Annotated in this window: 15 protein-coding genes; 7 read left to right on the forward strand and 8 right to left on the reverse strand. The window is 60.0% G+C overall.

Features of this window, described 5'->3' with window-relative positions; genetic code table 11:
* Positions 1 to 7 precede the first annotated feature (7 nt).
* Positions 8 to 676: a peroxiredoxin gene (locus tag C3938_RS06040; protein ID WP_233998683.1), complete on the reverse strand. Its 669-nt coding sequence runs from the start codon at positions 674 to 676 to the stop codon at positions 8 to 10.
* A 109-nt stretch (positions 677 to 785) separates the two neighbouring features.
* On the opposite strand from C3938_RS06040, the gene C3938_RS06045 reads away from it, so the two are divergent.
* Positions 786 to 2,066 carry a hypothetical protein gene (locus C3938_RS06045; RefSeq protein WP_158681587.1) on the forward strand — a complete coding sequence of 427 codons (1,281 nt, stop codon included), beginning with the start codon at positions 786 to 788 and terminating at the stop codon, positions 2,064 to 2,066.
* Between the two features lie 16 nt (positions 2,067 to 2,082).
* On the opposite strand, the gene C3938_RS06050 is transcribed toward C3938_RS06045, so the two are convergent.
* From C3938_RS06050 to tkt, 3 genes are all read right to left on the reverse strand, one after another.
* The gene (locus tag C3938_RS06050; protein WP_105102296.1) at positions 2,083 to 2,577 is read right to left on the reverse strand and encodes a DTW domain-containing protein; all 495 of its coding nucleotides are present in this window, start codon (positions 2,575 to 2,577) and stop codon (positions 2,083 to 2,085) included.
* A gap of 5 nt (positions 2,578 to 2,582) precedes the next feature.
* Positions 2,583 to 3,605, reverse strand: coding sequence for a type I glyceraldehyde-3-phosphate dehydrogenase (gap, locus tag C3938_RS06055; RefSeq protein ID WP_105102297.1), 1,023 nt, complete (start codon positions 3,603 to 3,605; stop codon positions 2,583 to 2,585).
* Positions 3,606 to 3,767: 162 nt separating this feature from the next.
* The gene (gene tkt, locus C3938_RS06060; RefSeq protein WP_105102298.1) at positions 3,768 to 5,768 is read right to left on the reverse strand and encodes a transketolase; all 2,001 of its coding nucleotides are present in this window, start codon (positions 5,766 to 5,768) and stop codon (positions 3,768 to 3,770) included.
* Positions 5,769 to 6,096: 328 nt separating this feature from the next.
* Here tkt and C3938_RS06065 point away from each other — a divergent pair, with 328 nt between their 5' ends.
* The 5 genes from C3938_RS06065 (at position 6,097) to C3938_RS06085 (ending at position 13,172) form a co-directional block, all read left to right on the forward strand.
* Entirely contained in the window at positions 6,097 to 7,065 is a 969-nt protein-coding gene (locus C3938_RS06065; RefSeq protein WP_105102299.1) for a metalloregulator ArsR/SmtB family transcription factor, read from the forward strand.
* A gap of 424 nt (positions 7,066 to 7,489) precedes the next feature.
* Positions 7,490 to 8,710, forward strand: coding sequence for a methionine adenosyltransferase (metK, locus tag C3938_RS06070; RefSeq protein ID WP_105102300.1), 1,221 nt, complete (start codon positions 7,490 to 7,492; stop codon positions 8,708 to 8,710).
* 71 nt (positions 8,711 to 8,781) lie between these two features.
* The gene (ahcY, locus tag C3938_RS06075) at positions 8,782 to 10,167 is read left to right on the forward strand and encodes an adenosylhomocysteinase (protein ID WP_105102301.1); all 1,386 of its coding nucleotides are present in this window, start codon (positions 8,782 to 8,784) and stop codon (positions 10,165 to 10,167) included.
* 69 nt (positions 10,168 to 10,236) lie between these two features.
* Positions 10,237 to 11,079 (forward strand): methylenetetrahydrofolate reductase [NAD(P)H], encoded by an 843-nt coding sequence (gene metF / locus C3938_RS06080; RefSeq protein ID WP_105102302.1) that lies wholly within the window; start codon positions 10,237 to 10,239, stop codon positions 11,077 to 11,079.
* A gap of 98 nt (positions 11,080 to 11,177) precedes the next feature.
* Positions 11,178 to 13,172, forward strand: coding sequence for an OPT family oligopeptide transporter (locus C3938_RS06085; RefSeq protein ID WP_105102303.1), 1,995 nt, complete (start codon positions 11,178 to 11,180; stop codon positions 13,170 to 13,172).
* Here C3938_RS06085 and C3938_RS06090 read toward each other — a convergent pair whose 3' ends face one another.
* Entirely contained in the window at positions 13,173 to 13,808 is a 636-nt protein-coding gene (locus tag C3938_RS06090) for an OmpA family protein (protein ID WP_105102304.1), read from the reverse strand.
* Positions 13,809 to 14,033: 225 nt separating this feature from the next.
* On the opposite strand from C3938_RS06090, the gene C3938_RS06095 reads away from it, so the two are divergent.
* On the forward strand, positions 14,034 to 14,786 hold the full coding sequence (locus tag C3938_RS06095; protein WP_105102305.1) for a hypothetical protein: 753 nt from the start codon (positions 14,034 to 14,036) through the stop codon (positions 14,784 to 14,786).
* Between the two features lie 3 nt (positions 14,787 to 14,789).
* Here the strand turns inward: C3938_RS06095 and C3938_RS06100 are convergent, their stop codons facing one another.
* The 3 genes from C3938_RS06100 to C3938_RS06110 are packed head-to-tail and all read right to left on the reverse strand — an operon-like array spanning position 14,790 to position 16,598.
* On the reverse strand, positions 14,790 to 15,449 hold the full coding sequence (locus tag C3938_RS06100; protein ID WP_105102306.1) for an HAD family hydrolase: 660 nt from the start codon (positions 15,447 to 15,449) through the stop codon (positions 14,790 to 14,792).
* Between the two features lie 33 nt (positions 15,450 to 15,482).
* Complete coding sequence (locus C3938_RS06105; RefSeq protein WP_105102307.1) at positions 15,483 to 15,845, reverse strand: hypothetical protein; 363 nt, start codon at positions 15,843 to 15,845, stop codon at positions 15,483 to 15,485.
* A 12-nt stretch (positions 15,846 to 15,857) separates the two neighbouring features.
* Entirely contained in the window at positions 15,858 to 16,598 is a 741-nt protein-coding gene (locus C3938_RS06110; RefSeq protein WP_105102308.1) for a 16S rRNA (uracil(1498)-N(3))-methyltransferase, read from the reverse strand.
* Positions 16,599 to 16,667: the final 69 nt, after the last annotated feature.

Genomic DNA, 16,667 nt, shown 5'->3' on the forward strand with positions numbered 1-16,667 from the left:
TGGCGGATTATTTTTTTGCCACCCCCAGCTCACCCAGGGTCCGCGCCATGTCCTCCGCGCTCGTGGCCGGCTTGATGTCTTCATCAACTTTCAGGATATTGCCGTCCTTGCCGATGTAGAAAGTAACCCGCTTGGCCATGTTCAATACCGGCATTTTTACACCGTATGCTTCGGCCACGGCACCGCTGGGGTCGCTCAGCAGCGGGAAATCGGCTTTCTGTGCGTCGGCGAACTTTTTGTTGTCCTCCAGCTCATCGGTACTTGCCATAAAGTAAGTGACATCGTACTCGCGGATCAGGTGGCCATTTTCCGCCAGGGATTTGCACTCGATGGTGCAACCCTTGGTAAAGGCTTTGGGATACCAGGCAATAACGACCGCCTGTTTATCTTTAAAGTCGGAAAGCGTATAGCTCTTCCCGTCCGATGCCTGCAGAGAAAATTCCGGCGCAGGCTCCCCCACTTCAACGGCCGTGACCGGAACGGCGACCACCAGCAGGATTATCCAAAAGAAAATTTTTCTCATGACCAGCTCCTCAAAAAGAATGTTCTCACGATGGTCGTCAACTCCCTCAGTATCTGACCGGTAATTCGCGTTCAGTTTCGATGTTTTCTTCACTGGCTTCAATTGTTTTTCGGTTTTAGAATCAGGTCCTTTTTCGCGCACCCCAAAGTTCACGGAAGCGGATACCAGTCAGTCACTCGTATCGCGGCGCAGGGATTAACAGAATAACCCCGTACGCCGCAGCATGATTTCGTCCACGTTTTTTTTCAGGTCACCCGAGTGTGTGACCGCACGCCGCCTGTATCTCTTTCTGGTTTTGCTCACGGTCTTCCTCCTGTCAGGATGCGGCGGTGGCGGCGGCAGCGATGCCAGTCCTCCAGAAGAACCGGTGGAGGCGCCACCGACATCTACCGCGCCCGGCTCCAGCAATACCTCGGGCGGCACCACGGGAAGTGTCGCCACCCCCAACGGCGCTATCGCGGTCGCCCCCGGCGAGTACGCCAGCCTGAGCAAGTGCACTCCGTTTGCCGGCAGTGAAGTCGCGGAGTTCAAGATTCTTTTTGCCAATCTGGATAACGCCCCCTATTTCGATGAAATCGTAAACGACGCCGTTGAAAATCAGTTTCGGGCCCTGCCACCATTTTCCGAGCATTTTTCCCGTTTCGCGTTTTACCGTATCGATCTGAAAGATTTCGCAACCATGGGCTGCAGGACCCAGACCGGATCGGCATTTTCCTGCGATGACAAGAAGGTCATTCAGGCGATGAACCAGCAGTGCGGTGCGGACGATATCTACGGGATTATCAAGGTTGTCGTGGCGGATGCCGGTTACGGGGCGTCTGGCGGAGAGGTCATCTATCTCGGCAGCGACCGCCGCTGGCCCGATACCACGACTGCACTGCAACATTTGCGCAATATCGTGGTTCACGAGGTCGCGCACAATTTCGGTCTCGCGGACTTATACGAAACCGGCATCGACAGCAGTGGCACGACCGTGGAGGGGTGGCCCAGCGAGCTGTCCAGGCAATGGCGCAACCTCGACGGCCCTGGCTGCAGCAAGTGGTGCGGGAGTTACAAGCCGGCGTCGGAGTATACCCTGACCACCAGCGCCACCTGTCCCACACTGACGACCAGAGACAGCTGCACCAGTTTCAATCGCACCGAAGCCGGCGAGTGCACCAAAGACGAGAATGGCAACTACCAGTGCTGTACCTGGTCCGACAACGCCAAAGACGATTATTTCGCGTCCCAGTGCACACCGGCCTGGGGCAGTGAAGACATAGGTATGGACTGCCTGGAAGGGGCGGGCTGCTACTACGGCGGTGCCTACGGCAACAATTCCTGGCGCCCGGTAAACACCTGGTCAGACAGCATCATGTACGGCGCGGGACACTCACAGGCGTTTGACAGTGTTTCTACCCGAGAGCTCGACGAAGCCATTCGCTGCTGCGGCAGCTCCGATGACGGCACAGCATCCTGTACGGCATATCGCGCGGAATACGCGGAGTTTCTCGCCAAACATCAGCCGTATAAACAGCGTGTTGGTTCATGCGGCGTGCGTTAGCCCCTGCACGCACTGGCTAAAAACTGCCGCTGGCGTTGAACGCAATAAATCGCTGTTCTAATTGATCGGCAAGCTCGGTGCGGCCTTTACTTCGCAGGATTTCCACCACGCATTCCGCGGTACAAAGGCCGCCGGACTTCTGATTGCGACGAAGGCGAAAACGCGAGGCCTGCTGCGGGTTCAGGGTTATCGTTTTCGCCGCTCTCAAGTAAGGACTGCGGTTATACATCTTGCGCGCCTCCTGCCAGGTGGCGTCCAACAGAACAAAGTGTTCACAGGCCGCCAGCGCTATTTCCCCCGCGCCCTGCGCATGACCGGTTTCGGTGCGCGGATATACCAGCCCTGCGCTTTCCTTTCCCAGCAGCTGTATCAATTCCTGGTCGGGAGCAACGCGACTCCACACCCTGCGGTGCACCAGCTTGCACTCGTCGCCGCTAACAGACAACACCAGATTTCCGGTATTGCTGGGGCGAGCCAGTTCGCGCTCATGCGTCAGCAAAATGATGTGCACGGCCGTCAGGAGAGCAGCTTTCTCGCCACGTCCAGCATACGGTTGGCAAAACCCCACTCGTTATCAAACCAGATCAACACTTTCACCAGCTTGCCGCCGGCGACTCGGGTTTGCCCGGCGTCGACGATGCCGGAGCGGGGGTCGTGGTTGAAGTCGCAGGAGGCGAGGGGTTCTTCGGTGTAGCCGAGTACGCCGGAAAAGCGGGTGTCGGCAGCGGTTTTCAGCACTGAGTTTACTTCGGCCTGGGTGACGGATTTTTTCAGTTGCACCGAGAGGTCAATGGCGGAGACGTTGACGGTGGGTACTCGCATGGCCTGGGCTTCGAATTTGCCGGCCATGTCGGGGAGGATGCGCTCGATGCCGCGGGCGAGGCCGGTGTCTACGGGGATGATGGAGTTCATCGCGGAGCGTGTCTTGCGCAGGTCGGTATGGTGGTAGGCGTCGTTTACCGGCTGGTCGTTCATGGCGGAGTGGATGGTGGTGATGACGCCGGCTTCGATGCCGAAGGCGCTCTCCAGCGCGGCAATCACCGGGATACTGCAGTTGGTGGTACATGACGCTGCTGAGATGATGGTCTCGTTGCCGGTGAGCGCGGTGTCGTTGACGCCGTAGACGATGGTGGCGTCGACGTCGCTTTGCGCAGGCTGGGAGAAAATGACTTTGCTGGCCCCGGCTTTTAAATGCAGTTCGGCGCGCTGGCGCTCGCTGAAACTGCCGGTGCACTCCAATACGATGTCGACCTGAGGGCTGCGCCAGTCGAGGTCTTCGAGGTCCCGGTGATGGGTGACGGCGATTTTATCGCCGTTGATGTGCAGGGTTTCGTTGTGCACGCTCACTTCACCGTGGAAACGGCCGTGGACGGTGTCGTATTTGGTGAGGTGGGCGATGGTGGCGCAGTCGGCCAGTTCGTTGATGGCGACGATCTGCAGCTGGTCGCGCAGGTTGGATTCGTAGAGGGCTCTTAAAACCGAGCGCCCTATGCGGCCGTAGCCGTTAATGGCGAGTCTGACAGGATTCTTTGGGAGCATGAATTCCTCGGGCTTTGTTCACCGCCCTCGGTCAGTGCTCTGTTCCAGTGCGGTGGCGGCCGGGCACGGGGCAAGGGGTTTCGGAACCCCTTGCCCCGTGCCCGGCCTTCAAATCCGGCTGCTGCACTTTGTAAGAAAAGTATCAGCAGTCAGAGTACTTTGTTACTTCAACAGTCCTTCAACCGCTTCCGCGACTTTATCGGCGGTGATGCCGAAGTGCTTCATCAGGTCACCAGCCGGGGCGGATTCACCGAAGGTGTCCATGCCGATGATGGCGCCGTCGAAGCCGACGAACTTGTACCAGTAATCCTTGTGACCGGCCTCTACCGCCACGCGGGCGCGCACGGAGGACGGCAGTACGGATTCGCGGTATTCAGCACTCTGGGCAGAGAACGCTTCGGCACACGGCATGGAGACGACGCGCACTTTGCGGCCGGCGAGTTTGTCGGCAGCAGCGGTGGCGAGCTCAACTTCGGAGCCGGTGGCGATGATGATCGCTTCCGGGGTGCCTTCACAGTCGCGCAGGATGTAACCGCCCTTTTCGATGGCGGCCAGCTGCTCGTCGGTGCGCGCCTGCGGGGCGAGGCCCTGGCGGCTGAAGATGAGGGCGCTGGGGCCGTCGTTGCGGGCTACCGCCATTTTCCAGCTCACCGCAGATTCGGTGGCGTCACAGGGGCGCCAGGTGTGCAGGTTGGGGGTTACGCGCAGGGCGGTGAGCTGTTCGACCGGCTGGTGGGTAGGGCCGTCTTCGCCGAGGCCGATGGAGTCGTGGGTGTACACGAAGATGACGCGCTGCTTCATCAGCGCGGCCATGCGCACCGCGTTGCGGGCGTATTCCATGAACATCAGGAAGGTGGCGCCGTAGGGCACCAGGCCACCGTGCAGGGCGACGCCGTTCATGATGGCGCTCATGCCGAATTCGCGCACGCCGTAGTAGACGTAGTTGCCGCTGGCGTCGTCAGCGCTGACGCCTTTGGAACCGGACCAGATGGTGAGGTTGGAACCGGCGAGGTCGGCGGAGCCACCGAGGAATTCCGGCAGCAGCGGGCCGAAGGCGTTCAGGGCGTTCTGGCTGGCTTTGCGGGAGGCGATTTTCTCGCCGTCGGCCTGGCACTGTTTGATGTACTCGTCGGCCTTGGCGAGGAAGTCCGCGGGCAACTCGCCTTTCATGCGGCGTACAAACTCTTCCGCGAGCTCCGGGTGGGCTTCTTTATAGTCTTCGAAGATCTCCTGCCACTCTTCCTCCTGGGCTTCACCCTTGGGGCGCGCGTCCCAGGCGTGGTACAGGTCTTCCGGAATAACGAAGGGTTCGTGTTTCCAGCCCAGGGTCTCGCGCACCAGGGCGATCTCATCCGCACCCAGCGGCGCGCCATGACACTCCTCGCGCCCCTGTTTGTTGGGGGAGCCGAAGCCGATCACAGTTTTGCAGCAGATCAGGGTGGGCTTGGCGGTTTCCGCGCGGGCTTCTTCAATCGCAGCCTTGATTGCCTGCGGATCGTGCCCGTCCACACCCGCAATGACGTGCCAACCGTAAGACTCGAAACGTTTCGGGGTGTTGTCGGTGAACCAGCCTTCCACTTCACCGTCGATGGAGATGCCGTTGTCGTCGTAGAACGCGATCAGTTTGCCCAGACCCAGGGTTCCGGCGAGGGAGCAGGCCTCGTGGGAGATGCCTTCCATCAGGCAGCCGTCACCGAGGAAGCAGTAGGTGTGGTGGTCCACCAGCTCGTAGCCTTCGCGGTTGAACTGAGCCGCCATGACCTTCTCGGCCAGCGCCATGCCCACGGCATTGGTGATGCCCTGGCCCAGCGGGCCGGTGGTGGTTTCTACACCGGGGGCGTAGCCGTACTCGGGGTGGCCCGGGGTTTTGGAGTGCAACTGGCGAAAGTTCTGCAGCTCGTGGATGGACAGGTCATAGCCTGTCAGGTGCAGCAGGGAATACAGCAGCATGGAACCGTGGCCATTGGACAGCACGAAGCGGTCGCGGTCCGCCCACTCGGGGTTGGCCGGATTGTGTTTCAGGTAGTCGTTCCACAGCACTTCGGCGATGTCGGCCATACCCATGGGGGCGCCGGGGTGGCCGCTATTGGCTTTCTGGACCGCATCCATGGCGAGGGCGCGGATGGCATTGGCCTTTTCTGTGCGAGACGGAGTAGAAGACATAGGGATCTCTCGGTTTGGGAGCTTCGGTTCATCAGATGTGCTGCGGGGCCAGGCTCTGACGGCCAGTTGCCGCGATTCCGCTGCCGGCCTCCGGTGCAACATTGGGAGCGACCAGGGCCGATGGCAAAACGGGGGCGTATTTTCCCGTAATCCCCCCGCCGGCGCAAAGGCCACGGGTTCAATTCCCCACTGCTGGCAGCAACATTTTCCTAGCGAATGGCAATCTCAGGGCCAACCTTCGGTCCGCCACCATCTTCATCAAAGTTTTTCGATTCATCTAAATCAAAAAATTTTGATATAGACCGGGGTCGCTGCTAGACTCCCCGCCATGTTTGACTCCAGCCATGCGCCAGACTGCCGCGAAATCCGCGCCGGCGATCAGATTCCGCAACTGGCGGCGACGTTCAAGGCCGCCGGCGATCCGCTGCGCCTGGAGATCTTGCGCCTGTTGAGTCAGGACTCTTACAGCGTGCTGGAGCTGTGCCGCATCTTTGACCTGCGCCAGCCGGCGCTGTCCCACCACCTGAAGGTGCTCGCTCAGGCGGGCCTGGTGAGCAAGCGACGCGAGGGCAACAACCTGTTTTACCGCCGCACCGCGGGCAGCGAACTGCTGCAACAGTTGTTTGCCGGTCTCGACCTGCTGCCGCTAACCGAGACCCGCGCGGACACCGTTGCCCAGATTGCGGCGGAGCGCGCGGAGGCCTCGCGCCGTTTTTTTGCGGATTACGGCAACCGCTTCCGCGAGCAGCAGGAGTTGATCGCCAGTTATAGCGTCTATGGCCCACAGGTGGCACAGCTGCTGAAACCGGGGCGTCACGCGTTGGAAGTCGGCCCGGGTGAGGGGGAGTTTCTGGCGGAGCTGGCGAACCGATTTGGCACGGTGACGGCACTGGATCTGTCGAAGACGATGCTGGAGCGTGCGCAGGCGTTTGCGGACGAGAAGGGTCTGCAGAATATCGAGTTTGTGTGCGATGACACCCGCGCTGCCGCCTCGCGCCCGGAGAGTTGCGATGCGATTGTGGTGAATATGGTGTTGCACCACACCCCGGAGCCGGCGCAGATTTTTCAGGATCTGCAGAAGTCTTTGAAAGTCGGTGGACAGTTGTTGATTACCGAACTGCACGACCATGAGCAGGACTGGGCTCGGGATGCCTGTGGTGACTTGTGGCTCGGGTTTTCACCGCAGCAGCTGGTTGCGTGGGCTTCTGAAGCAGGATTATCGAAAGGCCGCAGTGTGCACAGTGCTTTGCGCAATGGGTTTCAGATTCAGATTCAGGAGTTTGTTAAGGGAGCCTGAGCTTCGTAGCTCTTGGTGGGAGCTCTGTTTTTATTACCGGGCACCAGATCACCGGGTGGACCTTTTCGGAACCGCTGTGAATACGTCCCTGTACGCTGCGTCGGCAACATCCCTGTTGCCGACGCTTCCGAAAAGGTCCACCCGGTGCTCTGGCTTCGCGATGAAATAATTTACTTCGTTAGCTGAAATCAGGACGAAGTAGTGAAACTCAAATTGAAGGTCGGGTAGCGGGGGAAAGGTTTCAAAAGCGTCGCAAACAGGACGTTTGCGACGCAGCTCCCAGGGATGGGTTCACAGCGGTTTTGAAACCTTTCACCCGCTGCCCGGCCGCCACAGAACCAGGATCAGTGCTCCAAGAATTAGCTACGGAGCACAGAGGTAAAAATTTCGTAAACCGCCAGCAGCGGAAAAGGAGAAACTCACAATGAGTGAATACAGCATCTTTACTTCGGAGTCCGTTTCCGAAGGCCATCCGGATAAAATCGCCGATCAGATTTCCGATGCAGTTCTGGACGCACTGCTGGCGCGCGACAAAAACGCCCGTGTTGCCTGTGAGACGCTGGTGAAAACCGGTATCGCCATCATCGCCGGTGAAATCAGCACCTCCGCCTGGGTCGACCTCGAAGACCTGGTGCGCAAGGTCATCACCGAGATCGGTTACACCTCCTCCGACGTCGGCTATGACGGCGATACCTGCGGTGTACTCAACGTGATCGGCAAACAGTCCGTGGATATCGCCCAGGGCGTCGACCGCGTGAAGCCAGAAGACCAGGGTGCCGGTGACCAGGGACTGATGTTCGGCTACGCCACCGACGAAACCCCCACCTTCATGCCCTCCCCGATCTACTACGCGCACCGCCTGGTAGAGCGCCAGGCAGAAGCGCGCAAATCCGGCCTGCTGCCGTGGCTGCGCCCGGATGCGAAAAGCCAGGTGACCTTCCGCTACGACGAAGATGGCAAGCCCTGCGCGATCGACGCCGTAGTGCTGTCCACCCAGCACAACCCGGAAGTCTCCCAGGAAGACCTGCGCGAAGCGGTAATGGAACTGATCGTGCACCACGTGCTGCCGGCAGAACTGCTGCACGAAAATACCAAGTACCACATCAATCCCACCGGTAAATTCGTCATCGGCGGCCCGGTGGGCGACTGTGGCCTGACCGGGCGCAAGATCATCGTCGACACCTACGGCGGTTCCGCCCGTCACGGCGGCGGCGCGTTCTCCGGTAAGGACCCGTCCAAAGTCGACCGCTCCGCCGCTTACGCCGGTCGTTACGTAGCGAAAAACATTGTCGCTGCCGGCCTCGCCAATCGCTGTGAAATCCAGGTGTCCTACGCCATCGGCGTGGCCGAGCCGACTTCGGTTTCCGTAAACACCTTCGGCACTGGCAAGGTGAGCGATGACAAGCTGATCGAACTGATCCGCGAGAACTTCGACCTACGCCCCTACGCCATTTCCAGAATGCTGGACCTGCTGCACCCCATGTATCAGCTCACGGCCGCTTACGGCCACTTCGGCCGCGAGCCGTTCGAGCACACCTACAAGTGGATCGACAGCAACGGCAACGAACAGTCCGAAACCTTCACTGCCTTCCCGTGGGAAAAAACCGACAAGGCGGAAACCCTGCGCGCGCAGGCCGGCATCTGATTTGAACGAGCGGGCCACAAGCCCGCCTTGAATCGCTCAGCAAAACCATAGCGAATTTTCAGGATTTTTTAATGAACCAGATCAACACCGAATTCAAAGACTTTAAAGTTGCCGACATTTCCCTGGCCACCTGGGGCCGCAAGGAAATTGAAATTGCCGAGGGCGAAATGCCCGCGCTGATCACCCTGCGTGAAAAATACCGCGCAGAGCAACCGCTGGCAGGCGCCCGCATCATGGGCTGCATCCACATGACCATTCAGACTGCGGTACTGATCGAGACCCTGGTTGCACTGGGTGCGGAAGTACGCTGGTCTTCGTGCAATATTTTCTCCACTCAGGACCACGCTGCGGCCGCCATCGCCGCACGCGGTATTCCGGTGTTTGCCTGGAAAGGCGAGACCGAGGAAGAGTACGAGTGGTGCCTTGAGCGCACCATCGGTGCCGACGTGGACGGCTGGCAGCCGAACATGATTCTCGATGACGGCGGCGACCTCACCGAACTGCTGCACCGCAAATATCCCGACATTCTCGACAATGTTCACGGCATCAGTGAAGAGACCACCACCGGTGTACACCGCCTGCAGGACATGCTGAAAGCCGGCACCCTGAAGGTCCCCGCGATCAACGTGAACGACTCCGTCACCAAAAGCAAGAACGACAACAAATACGGCTGCCGCCACAGCCTGAACGATGCCATCAAGCGCGGTACCGATCACCTGCTGTCCGGCAAGAAGGCCCTGGTGATCGGTTACGGCGACGTGGGTAAGGGTTCCGCAGCGTCCCTGCGTCAGGAAGGCATGATCGTGAAGGTTACCGAGATCGATCCCATCTGCGCCATGCAGGCGTGCATGGATGGCTACGAGCTGGTTTCTCCGTATATCGACGGCATCAACACCGGCGATGCGTCCTGCATCAACCGTGAGCTGCTGGCCAACACCGACCTGCTGGTAACCACAACCGGCAACGTGAATGTGTGCGACGCCAACATGCTGAAAGCACTGAAGAGCGGCGCCGTGGTGTGCAACATCGGCCACTTCGACAACGAAATCGACACCGCCTTTATGCGCAAAAACTGGGAGTGGCAGGAAGTGAAACCGCAGGTGCACAAGATCGTGCGCAACGCGGAAAACAACGACCACCTGTTGCTGCTGTCCGAAGGACGCCTGGTGAATCTGGGCAACGCCACCGGTCACCCCAGCCGCATCATGGATGGCTCCTTCGCCAACCAGGTACTGGCCCAGATTCACCTGTACCAGGAGAAATTTGCCGAACTGCCGGCGGACCAGAAAACAGCCGCGCTGTACGTGAAGGTACTGCCGAAGCAGCTGGACGAAGAAGTGGCCAAGTACATGGTGCAGGGTTTTGGCGGCGTGATTACCCGCATGACCGAGGCCCAGGCGAAATACATCGGCGCATCCGTCGATGGCCCCTACAAGCCGGAAAGTTACAAGTACTAATTGACCCCCGTTTGCGGAATCCCGGATCGGACCCGGGACTCCGCAACGCCGAGGGAATGGAACCAAACCATGAGTGATTTACGCATCAGCTTTGAGTTTTTCCCCCCCAAGACCGAAGAGGGCCGGGAAAAACTGTACAGAACCCGCGAGAAACTTCAGGCATTCAACCCGGAATTTTTCTCCGTCACCTACGGTGCCGGTGGCACCACCCGCGATACCACCGCGAACATTGTGTGCAACCTGCGCCGCGACGGCGTCTCCATCGCGCCGCACCTGTCATTCGGCGGTGACAATGAAGAGACAGTGCTCGGCCTGCTGGAGCGCTACAGGGAAGCCGGCGTGGACCGCATCGTCGCCCTGCGCGGGGATATGCCTTCCGGTATGGGCTCGGTGGCGCAGCTGGTGTACGCCAACGAGCTGGTTGCGTTTATCCGCCGCCACACTGGCGACCACTTTCATATGGAAGTGGCGGCATATCCGGAAATCCACCCGGAAGCGGACAGCTACGATGCGGATATCCGCTTTCTCAAAGGCAAGTTCGAGGCCGGCGCCAACAGTGCTCTCACCCAGTACTTCTACAACCCGGATGCCTATTTCTATTTCGTCGACCAGTGCGAGAAAGCCGGCATCGATGCGCCGATCTACCCGGGCATCATGCCGATCACCAACTTCACCAATCTCGCGCGCTTCTCCCGCAACTGCGGCGCCGAGATTCCGCGCTGGCTGAAGTACCGCATGGAGAGCTACCGCGATCCGGAAGATGTGAAGAAACTCGGCCTGGAAATCGTGACCGACCTGTGTGAAACCCTGCTGGAAGGCGGCGCGCCGGGACTGCATTTCTATACCATGAACCAGGTGTCGCCGAGTGCAGACATCCTGCGCGCACTGGATTTCGCCGAGAGCGAGACCTGATCGGCATCGGTAAGCTGGTTAAAAAAAAGGGGCAATTTGCCCCTTTTTTTGCTATCTAAGGGGAAATAATTTTAAAACTCACCCACAGGGAGTTCCCCATGGCCGATCGTCCTCTGGTACCCGCCGATCAGGTAATCAGCGAAATCACCATCAAAGCGCTGATTCTCGGCGCTGTACTGTCGGCGGTACTCGCCGCCGCCAATGCCTATATCGGCCTGCTGGTCGGTCTTACTGTTTCCGCCTCCATTCCCGCCGCCGCCACCTCGATGGGGCTGTTGCGGCTGTTTCGTCGCTCCACCATTCTCGAAAACAATATGGTGCAGACCTCCGCCTCCGCGGGCGAGTCCCTGGCAGCGGGGATCATTTTTACCCTGCCGGCGCTGGTGATGATGGGGGCCTGGAGCGGTTATCACTGGGGCACCATGACGCTGATCGGACTTCTCGGCGGGGTGCTCGGTGTGGCATTTACCATTCCCCTGCGCCGCGCCCTGATCGTGGAGACGGAGCTGGCGTTCCCGGAAGGGGTAGCCACGGCGCAGGTCCTGAAAACCGGCGGTATCCAGACTGACAGGGATCATCCGGAATACCGCCCCAGTGATGAGGCCAAGCGCGGCTTCCGCGTATTGCTGGCGGCCGCGGGGCTCGGCGGCCTGATCAAGCTGCTGGAATCCGGGATCGGCCTGCTGGCCGGCGGTGTCGCCGCCACCAAAAGCTGGCTCGGCGGCAGCTGGCTGTTTACCGGAAATATCACTCTGAGTCCCGCGCTGCTCGGGGTCGGTTATATCGTCGGTCTGAACGTGGCGGTGCTGGTATTTATCGGTGGCGTGATCGGCACACTCATCGGTGTGCCGGTCAACTGGCTGATCAATAGCGACGAACTGATGCAACTGGCCGGGGTCAGTGGCGATATGGCGAACTGGAGTGCACAGGACTGGGAGAATCTCGCCGGTACCTCCTGGCAGCAGTGCCGGCGCATCGGCGTCGGAGCGATGATGGTGGGCGGCGTATGGTCGCTGATCACCCTCGCCAAACCACTGATCGCCGGCGTCAAAGCCTCGCTGCACGCCCACCGCCAGGCCAAGGCCGGCGAGGTGGCGCTGCGCACCGAACAGGATATGCCGATTCCCTATGTGAGCCTGCTGGTACTGCTGTCCGCAATACCGCTGTATTTCATCTTCCTACACGCGCTGGACGGCTTTCCGGGACGCTTCTGGATTGCCGCCATCATGTCCGGTCTGATGCTGGTGCTGGGATTTGTCTTCGCCTCCGTTGCCGGATATATGGCGGGTCTCGTGGGTTCCAGCAACAACCCCATCAGCGGCGTCACCATTGCCACGGTAATCGTCTCCGCACTGATTCTGCTGCAACTGATGGGCAACGAGGGCATCGCCGGCAAACTCGGCCCCATCGCGGTGATGTACCTGGCGGGTATGATCTGCTCCGCCGCCGCCATCGCCGGCGACAATATGCAGGACCTGAAGTGCGGCCATATCCTCGGCGCCACCCCCTGGCGCCAGCAGGTATTCCAGATTATCGGGGTTGTCGCCGCGGCGGGGGCGATACCTTTTGTGCTGTCGATTCTCGACCAGGGTTACGGCATCGGCCGGGTGAGCCCGCTGAATCCCGAAGCGACGCCGCTGTCCGCACCACAGGCGAGCCTGATGCGCGATCTGTCCACGGGTATTTTCGGCGCGGGCATCGAGTGGAATTACATTTTTATCGGTTTCGCCCTGGCGGTGGCGCTGATCCTGCTGGACGAATATCAGAAACGCCGCGGCGCCAGCTTCCGCTTCCCGGTACTGGCGGTGGCCGTGGGTGTGTATCTGCCTCTGGGACTTTCGATTCCGATCTTTCTCGGCGGCCTGCTGGCGCACTGGCAACAGAAAAAACGCGGCACCCATGAGGCGGAAGGCAGGGGTCTGTTACTGGCGTCGGGCCTGATCACCGGCGAGGCGCTGATGGGTGTGATCGTCGCGGTGCTCGCCGTGAGCGCGCCGGGCAAGGTGCCGTATCTCGGCGACTTTGCCCTGGCACCCTGGCTCGGCCTGGCGGGATTTGCGCTGTGCTTCTGGTATCTCGCGAAAAAGAGCTGATCAGTTCGCCCTGTCCCGCGTCTGACGATTTGAGCTCTCGCGATTCGAGTCGTCGCGGTTCAGGCGTACATTGACGGGCTTGCCGGCAAAGTCCACTACCCGCACCACCAGCCGGCGATTCTGCGCGCGCCCTTTCGGTGTACTGTTGTCTGCCACCGGATCGGTATCGCCCAGACCGGTGGCCTCAACCCGCTCCGCGCCGATACCGCGCTCCAGCAGGAATTGGCGTACCCAACTGGCACGCCACTCCGACAACTTGCGGTTTTTATCCGGATCGCCGGCGTTGTCCGTGTGCCCCTCGATCACGATTTTCAGTGCGGGGAAATCCCGCATGATCACCAGCAGTGCTTCGATATCCCCGAGGGTCTCCATCTTCGGAGCGAACCCGCCGGGCTCGAAATCCACATCCAGCACAAACAGCGCGCCCTGCTTGCGTGACTGTCCCATCAGGTAGCGCACCATCGCGTCGCCGAACGGTTCCGCCTCGCGCGCGACCTTTTCCCCGATCCCATTGCTCACCATTTCGAGCGGATCGAGCGTGTACTTTTTCGTGGGGTCGGGGCAGCCGCAGAGTGTCAGCGTGGAGAGCACTGCGAGTATCGGCACCCAACGGGGGCGCTGCCGAGTTACAGGCATGGGACCGGCTCCTTTTCGTTCAGAGGCTTTCGCGCCCGATATCGGGCGTCCGGCGGATTGTAGGATCGATAGTGGATGATCCGTAGGGGCCCAGTAGTCCATGCGTGGGGTGCGTGAACGACGGCATGGAATTAGGCGAATGGCACCATTTCTGAGAAGATCGGTTTCACCTTACGCTTGCGACATTTCCCCGTTGCACGGGATTCGTCTCCACGGGAGATCCGTATGAAAAAGAACATCCTGACCGCCCTCGGGGTTGCCGCAATCGGGCTGGCCACCCAGACCACCTCCATGCACGCCCTGGCCCAGCAGATCGTCACCGTCGACCCCGGCGATGCCTGGCTCGATGCCAGTGAGGGATATCGGCAGACGGTGACCTGGCGGGTAGCGAGCAGAGGCGGTGCAGCATCGCCGCGCGGGGTGTTCGTGAATCTGGATAACAATCAGGAGTTGGCGGTGGTGGACCAGATTCTGGAATTCAACGGCGACCGCGGAGAAGTTACCGAGGTGGTGCAGATATCACCGGTGCAGGCGCGCAGCTGGCATACCAAGGGAGTGCGGCGGGTAGGCTACCGCCGTGTATTCGCCGGGGCCGCCGGCAGCCTGTCCAACCATATCCTGTTTGACCTCGACGCCGGCGGCCGTCTGGCCCAGGTGGAGGCCTCGCCGCCCGTGCAAACCGCGAGCGGCAAATCCCGGCAGCTGATGATGGCCTGGAACCTGGACAGCGATATCGGTGAGATCAATGCCTATTCGGTCAGCGGCCAGTTTGTGGTGGGCGACCGGGTGGTGTACGAAGTGGTGCAGCCGATGACGGCGGAAGTGGGCAAGCCACTGAAAGAAACCGTGGAGTTACCACCGGGGCTGGTGGACGATCTGATTGCACAGGGCATATACGAAGTGCGCTACACCCGCACCTTTGTGGATAACAAAGATACCCGGCGCAGCGCGTCGGTACTGGTGCGGCTGACGCAATAGGCTTTAAAAGTAGTCCATCAACAGCTGCATATCGTCGATCACCCGCGCGCCCTCGGCCTCCAGCTGGCGCGCGCGCGCGCGATTGTGGCTGTAGCCGATCACCGGCATACCCGCGGCCACCGCAGCCTTGACCCCGGCAATGGAATCTTCGACCACCAGGCAGTGCTCCGGCGCTACGTCAAACTGGCGCGCGCTATGTAAAAACAGATCTGGCCAGGGCTTGCCGCGACCCACATCATCGGCGCTGTAAATGCGCCCGGCAAAATAATCCCACAGTCCGGTTTTGTTCAGCGTAATCTGCATTTTCGCATGCGGGCCGGAGGAGGCGACGCAGGTGTAAAGGTCGGTGGTCTGCAGTTTTTCCAGCACTTCGTGTATGCCTGCCACCGCTTCCAGTTCGGTATGGAAAGCCTCGCGGATGCGACTCTCGGTGGCATTGAAGTAGGACTGAGGCAGCGGCCCGCCGTAGCGGGTTTCAATATCGAGGATACAGTCTTTCGACGGTCGCCCGCTGAACTGTTCATCCAGTTCTTCCGCGGTCGCCGGCATACCGAGCCTGGTCATTTCCTCGGCCAGTACCCGGCAAACGATGGTCTCGCTGTCTACCAGTACGCCATCACAATCAAAAATAACCAGCCGGGTATCGGCGTAATGATGCTTCATCAGACTTCCACTATCGGTATTGCGTCACGGATATCAGGTGGCGGAGATCAGCAGAATCCCGATCAATACGCCAGCGGCGCCCGCAACCCGCACGAGGTTTTCATTGCCGTTGACGATGCCGAGCACAAACTCCCGCGTGCGCTCATAGCCGGACTGCAAGGCGAAGGCGCCCACCACGATCAGAAATACCCCCAGCACGTTGAACAGGGTGCCCCAGCTGTGGGTATCGGAGATCATGAGGAAGATCATGCCGATTACGATCCGTGCCCAGGCGCCGAAGTAAAACAACTGGGGATTCATCCGCTCGCCCAGATCCCGTGCGACCTGCGGTTTGAGAATGATGAGAATCGAGATGGCGGTGATGGCAGCGCCGATCAGCCAGACAAGTGCTTTCATAGTGTGCTCCGATTAAAAATCGCCCCATTGAAATTGCAATACGGAAAGCGCCGCGACAGGCGCCGTTTCCGTGCGCAGTACGCGCGGGCCGAGGCGCAGCGGGTGGAACCCCCGCGCCATGGCCAGTTCGATTTCTTCCGCGGAGAGCCCTCCCTCCGGGCCCACCAATAATAGCGTGGCGTGCGGCCGGCCCGATTGCTGTTCCAGCTCGACGAGCGTGGCTTGGGTGCGGTGGTGCAGCACCAGCTTCAGCGCGGTGTCCTCTTTTGCCCGATCCAGGAATGGGCTGAATTTCAGCGGCGGCAGGATTTCCGGCACGCGGTTGCGCGCGCTCTGTTCGCAGGCGCTGATGGCGATCTGTTGCCATTGGCTGAGTTTTTTGTCCATCCGCTCACCGCTCAGTTTGACTTCGCAGCGTTCGGTAAACAGCGGCTGGATGGCGGTTACGCCGAGTTCGGTGGCTTTCTGGATGACCCAGTCGAAACGATCGCCACGGGAGATGCCGATGGCGAGAGTGATGGCGAGTGGCGACTGGTTGTCTTCTGCGGAGTGCGCGCCGATTTTTGCCCGTGCTTTTTTACCGGCTTCGATCAACTCTGCTTCGTACTCTCCACCGCGGCCATCAAACAGGATCAGGGGGCGGCCGGGGCCAAGGCGCAAAACTTTGACCAGATGGCGGGAGGCGGCTTCGTCCAGCTGGACTTCGGATTTACCTGCCAGCGGCTCGGTGGAGAAAATACGGGGAATGCGCAAGAAAAATTCCTGATTCTAGGAAAAGAATTGCGTGAAGGGTAATACAGGCGGGGTAGAAGTTGTAGTTCG

This window comes from Microbulbifer pacificus (assembly GCF_002959965.1).
Taxonomy (GTDB): domain Bacteria; phylum Pseudomonadota; class Gammaproteobacteria; order Pseudomonadales; family Cellvibrionaceae; genus Microbulbifer; species Microbulbifer pacificus_A.

Excerpts from the sequence above, each read along its gene's own strand:
- gap (WP_105102297.1), bottom strand. The coding sequence starts at position 3,605 with ATGCTCCCAAAGAATCCTGTCAGACTCGCCATTAACGGCTACGGCCGC.
- tkt (WP_105102298.1), bottom strand. The coding sequence starts at position 5,768 with ATGTCTTCTACTCCGTCTCGCACAGAAAAGGCCAATGCCATCCGCGCC.
- C3938_RS06065 (WP_105102299.1), top strand. The coding sequence starts at position 6,097 with ATGTTTGACTCCAGCCATGCGCCAGACTGCCGCGAAATCCGCGCCGGC.
- metK (WP_105102300.1), top strand. The coding sequence starts at position 7,490 with ATGAGTGAATACAGCATCTTTACTTCGGAGTCCGTTTCCGAAGGCCAT.
- ahcY (WP_105102301.1), top strand. The coding sequence starts at position 8,782 with ATGAACCAGATCAACACCGAATTCAAAGACTTTAAAGTTGCCGACATT.
- metF (WP_105102302.1), top strand. The coding sequence starts at position 10,237 with ATGAGTGATTTACGCATCAGCTTTGAGTTTTTCCCCCCCAAGACCGAA.
- C3938_RS06085 (WP_105102303.1), top strand. The coding sequence starts at position 11,178 with ATGGCCGATCGTCCTCTGGTACCCGCCGATCAGGTAATCAGCGAAATC.
- C3938_RS06090 (WP_105102304.1), bottom strand. The coding sequence starts at position 13,808 with ATGCCTGTAACTCGGCAGCGCCCCCGTTGGGTGCCGATACTCGCAGTG.
- C3938_RS06095 (WP_105102305.1), top strand. The coding sequence starts at position 14,034 with ATGAAAAAGAACATCCTGACCGCCCTCGGGGTTGCCGCAATCGGGCTG.
- C3938_RS06100 (WP_105102306.1), bottom strand. The coding sequence starts at position 15,449 with ATGAAGCATCATTACGCCGATACCCGGCTGGTTATTTTTGATTGTGAT.
- C3938_RS06105 (WP_105102307.1), bottom strand. The coding sequence starts at position 15,845 with ATGAAAGCACTTGTCTGGCTGATCGGCGCTGCCATCACCGCCATCTCG.